Source organism: Streptomyces sp. SID3212 (genome assembly GCF_009865405.1).
GTDB lineage: Bacteria > Actinomycetota > Actinomycetes > Streptomycetales > Streptomycetaceae > Streptomyces.
Genome location: NZ_WWJY01000210.1, coordinates 1 through 7077 on the forward strand (window position 1 = coordinate 1; position 7077 = coordinate 7077).

Below are 7077 nucleotides of genomic sequence, written 5' to 3' on the forward strand. Positions count from 1 at the left end.
TGGACCTCGGCGGGTCGGCGTTCGGCGGCGGCGGCGCCGAGCCCGGCGCCCAGGACCTCATCGGCGTACTGGTCGCCGTGCTCGTCCTGGCGGTCACCTTCGGATCGCTGCTGGCGGCGGGCATGCCGCTGCTCACCGCGCTGGCCGGGGTCCTGGCCGGGGTGGGCGGAGTACTGGCGCTGACCGGGGTGGTCGGCATCTCCTCCACCGCCCTGACCCTGGCCCTGATGATCGGCCTCGCCGTCGGCATCGACTACGCCCTGTTCATCCTCTCCCGGCACCGCTCCCACCTGGCCGAGGGCCGCGACGCCGAGGAATCGGCGGCACTGGCGACCGGGACCGCCGGCAGCGCGGTGGTGTTCGCCGGACTCACCGTCATCATCGCCATGGCCGGGCTCTCCGTCGTCGGGATCCCGTTCCTCACCGTGATGGGCCTGTGCGCGGCCCTCGCGGTGCTGGCTGGGGTCGCGGTGGCCCTCACGCTGCTGCCCGCGCTGCTGGGCGTGGCCGGCGCCCGCCTCGTACCGAAGCCCGGATCGCGCGCCGCCGGCCGGGAGACGGCCGTGGCCGGACCCGACACCCGGGCGGCGAACCTCGGCGAACGCTGGGTCCGCCTCGCCACCGCCAAGCCCTGGCTGACGACCCTCGCCGTGCTCGCGGCACTCGGCGCGCTGGCCTGGCCCGCGAAGGACCTGAACCTCGCACTGCCGGACAACGGCTCCGCGCCCGCGCACTCCTCGCAGCGCGCGGCCTACGACACCGTCTCCCGTACCTTCGGCCCCGGCTTCAACGGCCCGCTCGTCGTCCTGGCCGACACCGGTGACACCGCGTCACCCAAGGCCGCCGCCGCGACCATCGCCAAGGACCTGAAGGGCCTGGACGACGTGGCCGCCGTCGCCCCGCCCAAGGTGAACGCCTCCGGTACGTACGCCGTCGTCCAGCTCGTCCCCCGGGGCGCGCCCGACGCGCAGAGCACCAAGGACCTGGTGACGACGATCCGCGACCGGGCGGCGCGGATCGGCGAGGAGACGGGAGCGAGTATCCGCGTCACGGGGCAGACGGCGGTGTCGATCGATGTCTCCGTCCAACTGGCCTCCGCCCTGGTGCCGTTCGGCGCCGTCGTGGTCGGCCTGTCCCTGGTGCTCCTGCTGATCGTCTTCCGGTCCCTCGTCGTCCCGTTGAAGGCCGCGGCCGGGTTCCTGCTGTCCGTCACGGCGACGTTCGGCGCCACGGTCGGCGTCTTCCAGAACGGCCACTTCCGGAGCCTGGTGGGCGTCGACGGGTCCACCCCGACGGCGTCGTTCCTCCCGGTCGTGGTCATGGCCGTCCTGTTCGGGCTGGCCATGGACTACGAGGTCTTCCTGGTCTCCCGTATCCACGAGTCGTACGCCCACACCCGCCGGCCCCTCCACGCGATCCACATGGGTGCCCGGCACAGCGCCCGGGTGGTGACCGCCGCGGCCCTGATCATGGTGTCTGTGTTCGCCGCGTTCATCAGCAGCGAGGGCATGATCCTCAAGCAGGTGGCGTTCGCCCTCGCCCTCGGTGTCCTGATCGACGCCTTTGTCGTACGGATGACACTGGTCCCGGCGGTGCTGGCCCTGACCGGACACGCCGCGTGGTGGCTGCCGGCCCGGCTCGCCCGGTGGCTGCCCGACGTGGATCTCGAAGGCGCGCGCCTGAATGCTGCCCAACCCGCCCCTGAACAGGCCGATCTGGCGATGACGCGCCATTGACGGGCTGATTGGTCTGGACCATAGTCCTGATCATGTTCATGATTAGAGAACGAATCGGCCGGACCCGGTTCGGTGTGATCGCCGTAGTGGCGTTCGCGCTGGCGCTGTTCGGCATGCTGGTACCGGGACTGACGCCGCCCGCCACCGCCGCGCCCACCGCGGCGCTGCCGGCCTGTCGTTTCTGGAGCGATGTCGTCCCGCCGGACCGGCCGGTGTCCCCCTGGATCCCTCCGCTCCAGACCTCCCCCGCGGTGAACTTCACCCAGCGGCTGCCCGCCCCCACCGGAGTCACCGGCTCTCTGGCCGGGGGCCGGGTCGCCGTCACGTTCAACCGGGTTCCCGGCGCCCAGTCCTACCGGTTGTGGCGCAACGGCCAGCCGATCGCCTGGCTTCTCGGTTATGACCAGCCGACGATCACCATCACCGACACCGCGCCCTGCGAGAACGCCTACTACAACGTCATCGCGCTGTCCGACCAGAGCGCCACCGACCCGTCGACCGGCCGGCTCTCGGCGCCGTACCAACTCGACGCCAGCGGTTCGGTCGTGCCCTGGGTGACGCCGGCGGGCCGGACCATCGACATGAAGGTCACCGCCTACAACGACACCGGGACGACGGCGTCGGGCTACCAGGCCCAACTCGGCGTCTGCGCCGTCGATCCCCGGGTGATCCCGTGGGGCACCTACTTCAGCGTCCCCGGGTACGGGATCTGCTACGCCGCCGACATCGGGACCTGGATCCAGAACAACACCGTGGACATCTGGCTCCCGCCGGGGACCCAGGCGAACAACTGGGGCGTACAGAACAGGACCGTCACCCTCATCGCCGACCCGTACGCGGGCACACCCCCGCCCGGTGATACGAACCCGCCCACGGGCGGCGCCGGCCGGATCACCGGTCTCGGCGGCAAGTGTGTCGACGTGGCGGCGGCGAGCAGCGCCAACGGCACGGCGGTCCAGCTCTACGACTGCAACGGCTCCACCGCGCAGCGCTGGACGGTGGCCTCGGACGGTTCGATCCAGGCGCTCGGCAAGTGCCTGGATCTCACGGCGGCCGGTACGGCCAACGGCACCAGGGCGCAGCTGTACGACTGCAACGGCAGCGGCGCCCAGAAGTGGCAGAAGGGCTCGGGCAACACCCTGGTGAACCCGGCGTCCGGCAAGTGCCTCGACGTGGTGGACCGCTCCACCGCCAACGGGGCCCGGCTACAGATCTGGACGTGCGCGGGCGGAACGAACCAGCAATTCACGCTGCCGATCTGACGCCCCGTCAGGCATCAGGGGAATTCTCAGTCCTCGTTGTTGTCGTCCTCACCCTCACCCTCGCCCTCGTAGTGAATGGTGCCGTCCTCGTCGAGCCGGGGGCGGATCTGCTCGGGAGGATGACTGTCGATGTCGGACGGACGAGGTCCTTCGGGCCCGTCGGGGCCCCAGCGCAGCAGGCGGCGGGCGCGGCAGACCTGGTGGACGGTGCCCAGGACCTCGATCCGGTTGGCGTGTTCGGCCCGGAGGCGGTCGGCGGCCTCGGCGTAGGTGGCCAGCTCGGCGGTCGCGGCGCCCTGGGCGGTCACCGTCCGCGCGTCGGCGTTCCTGTCCTCGACGTCCCAGGGGATGAGGCCCAGCCGTCGCGGTTCGAACCAGGTGAGGGAGAAGTCCAGTGTCTTGCGGGCTTCGTGCGCGGTGGCGTGCAGGCCGCTGGCCGCCTTCCACGCGTCGCCGTCCTGTTCCACGATCCTGAACAGCGCGGGCAGCAGCAGCACGTCGGGGTGGGTGTCCAGCGCCCGTTCGGAGTCGTCCAGCACGTCTTCGGGGAACCGGGCCCCGGTGTACGCCAGTTGACGCCGGGCCAGCCGTTCCGCCGCCTGGACGGGTGTGACCGGCGCTTCCGGGTCCAGGACCAGGCCGTCGTCGATGCCCGGCTCCCGGACGCCGCGGTCCCAATTCGGCACGGAGGGTTCAGGATCGGTCGGCCGGGGCTGCTCGATGCCGTCCGGCCCGGCGGCGGTGTACTCCTCGGCGCGCACCACCCGGTAACGGGTTCCGAGTACGGTCAGCTCGTCGACGCGTTCGCTCTCCAACCGGGCGACCGCCGCCAGCAGGGCACGCCGCTCGGCCCTGTCCTTGGCGTCGTCCTTCGCCCGGAACCACAGTAACGAGTTGAGGCTGTCCCGGGCCTCCTGCGGACAGCCGGCCACCACGGGGACCACCACCCGCCACCGCGACGCGTCGTCCCCCGCGTCCCGCGCGTCCCGCACGTCCTGGGCGGCCACCCCGAACAGCGGCCCCCGCACGAGCATGGCCCGTTCATCCAGCATGGCGTCGAGCGCGTCCGCCTCCGTGACCGCCTCCACCGGCCCTTGCGGCTGCCTCACAAGGATCGGCAGCATCCGGTCCGCACTCTCATCCCGATGACTCATGCGCCCCATCCTGCCGACAGCGACGGGCGAGCACTGCCGGTTTCCCGATTCCCCACTCCATCCGGTCACCGGAGGTCCGACTCCCGCACCAGGCTCCTAAGGGACCGGGGCCGGGTCGGCCCGTGTCCCGCACTTTGTGCGACACGACTGACGTGCGTCCGGCCTTCGGGCGGCTCGCCTCAGGGGGCTGTCAGTGCCCGCCCTTAGGGTGCGGACATGATCACGACCACCGTCGCGCAGTCCTGGGCCCGTATCGAGGCATGGCTCGCGCAGCACGCCGCCGTCAGCCACGGGCTGCTCCGGCCGCCCGCCCGGCCGGAGGACATCGCGGCGGCCGAATTCCGTCTGGGAGTGGTGTTCCCGTCCGACCTGACGGAATCGCTGCTGTGTCACGACGGCGTTCAGCTCCAGGACGGAACGCTGACGCTGGGCTACTACGGACCGCTGTCCGGTGTCGAGGACATCGTCCACAGCACCGAGTTCCTGCGGGGCATCGGATCGGACGTCGCCGAGGACGAGGCCGATCTCGACGAGGAGGAGCGGGACCAGTACGCGTACTGGCCGCACGAACGCCTCCTGATCACCCTGGGCATCGGCTGGCAGTCCTCCGACGGTCTCTTCCTGGTCTCGCGCCCCGGCCCGTACCACGGCCGTGTCGGCCGGTACTTCGACGAGGACAGCCCGTCCTTCACCGAGTGGCCGACACTGCGGCACGTCCTCGCCGGCCTCGCCACGTCGCTGGAGAACGGCACCCTCTTCAACGGGCGAACACCGGTCGCCGTCGAGGGCCGGTTGATCTGGGACGACGACACCGGAACGGGGCCGGCTCGGAGCGTGAGGGTGAGCGACGGGAGCGTCTTCGGCGGGGAAGCACGTGGCCGTCTCTAGGGTGTGTATCGCGAACCTCGCCGATCCGTCCGGAGACGCCATGACCGTACAGATGACTTTGACCGCGGTAAACCTCGACTGCCCTGATCCGCCGGCTCTGGCCGCGTTCTATCAGCAGGCCACCGGCCTCGAACCCCACCCGGAGTCCAACGCCGACTTCGCCGGCCTCACCCGTGGCGGCGGACTCTTCATCGGCTTCCAGCGGGTCGACGACTACCGGGCGCCGCACTGGCCGGAGCAATCCGCCCCGCAGCAGGCCCATCTCGACTTCGCGGTCGAGGACGTGGACGAGGCCGAGGCCCGGCTGTTGGAGCTGGGCGCGGTCAAGCCGGACCGCCAACCGGGGAAGGACAGGTGGCGGGTCTTCCTCGATCCGGCCGGACATCCCTTCTGCCTCGTCAAAGGCTGAGAGCCGGACGTACGACCACCGTACGGGCCGTGAGGTCCGCCCGGCGGCCGCACACGTCCGGAGCCCTCGGCGATCGTGGCGTGGACGCCCCTGCCGGTCAGCTCCTCCTTCGGGTTGACGACCCAGTGGTGCGGGCGCCGAGCCTGCCCCTGTCGCGGGCGATCAGCTCGACGTCGAAGCCGCGAAAGCCGAAGGGGTACGGGCGATGGCCGGGCCCGTCACGCCGCGCCGCGCGCCGTACCCGTCACGAAACGTGTCACCGCCCGTGTGAAGGCCGCCGGTTCTTCCAGGTGGCCGAAGTGCCCGCTGTCCTCCAGGATCAGCAGGTCCGATCCGGGGATCAGCCGGTGCAGTTCCTCGGCCCACCGCACTCCGCAGATGACGTCGTGGCGGCCGACGACCACAAGGGCCGGCACGGTGAGCGAGCCGAGGGCCGCGCGGTCGTCGATGACGTCCGGTACGAGATTCTCGTCCAGCCCGGAGATGTGGGAGCCCCGCACGGAGGCGCGGAGGGGCGCGAACTCCGCCTCCCGGCCCCAGTAGTCGGCGAAGTACGCGGGAAGCAGCCCCCTGACGACGGAGGTCATCCGCGCGTCGTCGGAGATGGTGGGGATGGCCTGGAACGCGGCGAGGACCTCGGGGAGTCCGGGCCGGTCGGCGTTCCGCGCCGCGAACAGCTCCACCAGGCGCATGGCCTCCGCGCCGTGCTCGGGACCGGTCAGTGGCGCGCTCTCGTAGAGGATCACCCCGGCGACACGCTCGGGGTGGTACAGGGCGTGGTACTGCACGACGAAACCGCCGTGCGAATGCCCCAGCAGGTGCACCTCGGGGACGCCGAGATGTTCGATCAGCTCCCCGAGGAACCGGCTGTAGAGGGCCCGGGTGTACCCGTTGGGGTGGGACGGCAGACGCCCGGAGGCGCCGGTGCCGACCGGCTCCGGGTAGACGATCGTCAGGTGGCGCTCCAGCTCCGGCATGCGCAGGTATTCCCAGTCGATGCCCGGCCCGCCGGAGTGGGCGACGCACACGGGGCCGGTGCCGTGGACGTGGTAGCGCTGTACGACACCGTCGATCTCGACGGCGTGTGATCCGGCGGCCAGAGGATCGGTCGCAGAGGTGGTCATGGGGTTCTCCGTATCCGGCAGGTGTCGATGACACCGGCAGGACGCCGGAGAAACCAAGAAGTTCGATTTCTGCTCTGTGACGCCCGTCACACGCGCGTCACGCACCCGTCACACAGGAGTGAGTGCCTGGAGGGCCGCCACCGGCCGGGGGTGCAGCAGACGCAGCCGGTACGGACGCCCGGCGCCGTCCAGGGTCATCACCCACGCCACCGAGGGCGGGCAGTGGTCCGGGTCCTCGACCGGGTTGAGGAGATCCATCTCCCAGACGGCCAGGGACCGGCCCGCCACGGCGTGGGCCAGGCGCTGGCGCACACCGGCCTCCAGGTCGCACTCCATGCCACGGGTCAGGACGCTCCTGCCCCCCACCGGCTCGTTACCCCGCAGCAGGGCGATCCCGGGTGACCAGCGCTCCGCCAGCAGCGCGCCGAAGTGTCCGCTCTCGGCGGCGGCGAGTGTCTCGCGCGCCTCGGCACGGCTGGCGCGCACCCGCCGCGCGGTGTCGCC

6 protein-coding genes and 1 pseudogene are annotated in these 7077 nt (G+C 71.3%); 4 read left to right on the forward strand and 3 right to left on the reverse strand.

Annotated features, from left to right (window positions below; translation table 11 throughout):
- Both GT042_RS06085 and GT042_RS38035 read left to right on the forward strand, forming a co-directional pair.
- Positions 1-1736 (forward strand): MMPL family transporter (locus GT042_RS06085; RefSeq protein ID WP_161307669.1); only part of this gene is annotated, 1736 nt, incomplete at its 5' end.
- A gap of 38 nt (positions 1737-1774) precedes the next feature.
- A complete protein-coding gene (locus GT042_RS38035) occupies positions 1775-2998 on the forward strand; it encodes a ricin-type beta-trefoil lectin domain protein (RefSeq protein ID WP_237530504.1) in 1224 nt (407 codons plus the stop codon).
- Positions 2999-3024: 26 nt separating this feature from the next.
- On the opposite strand, the gene GT042_RS06095 is transcribed toward GT042_RS38035, so the two are convergent.
- The gene (locus GT042_RS06095) at positions 3025-4152 is read right to left on the reverse strand and encodes a DUF5954 family protein (RefSeq protein WP_161307670.1); all 1128 of its coding nucleotides are present in this window, start codon (positions 4150-4152) and stop codon (positions 3025-3027) included.
- 216 nt (positions 4153-4368) lie between these two features.
- Between GT042_RS06095 and GT042_RS06100 the strand changes: the two genes are divergently transcribed.
- Together GT042_RS06100 and GT042_RS06105 are read left to right on the forward strand one after the other, a co-directional pair.
- A complete protein-coding gene (locus GT042_RS06100) occupies positions 4369-5040 on the forward strand; it encodes an SMI1/KNR4 family protein (RefSeq protein WP_161307671.1) in 672 nt (223 codons plus the stop codon).
- A gap of 40 nt (positions 5041-5080) precedes the next feature.
- Entirely contained in the window at positions 5081-5449 is a 369-nt protein-coding gene (locus tag GT042_RS06105) for a VOC family protein (protein ID WP_161307672.1), read from the forward strand.
- Between the two features lie 218 nt (positions 5450-5667).
- Here the strand turns inward: GT042_RS06105 and GT042_RS06110 are convergent, their stop codons facing one another.
- Positions 5668-6573: an alpha/beta hydrolase gene (locus GT042_RS06110; protein ID WP_161307673.1), complete on the reverse strand. Its 906-nt coding sequence runs from the start codon at positions 6571-6573 to the stop codon at positions 5668-5670.
- Between the two features lie 108 nt (positions 6574-6681).
- Positions 6682-7077 (reverse strand): annotated as a pseudogene (locus GT042_RS38040) (sigma-70 family RNA polymerase sigma factor); the annotation flags it as partial.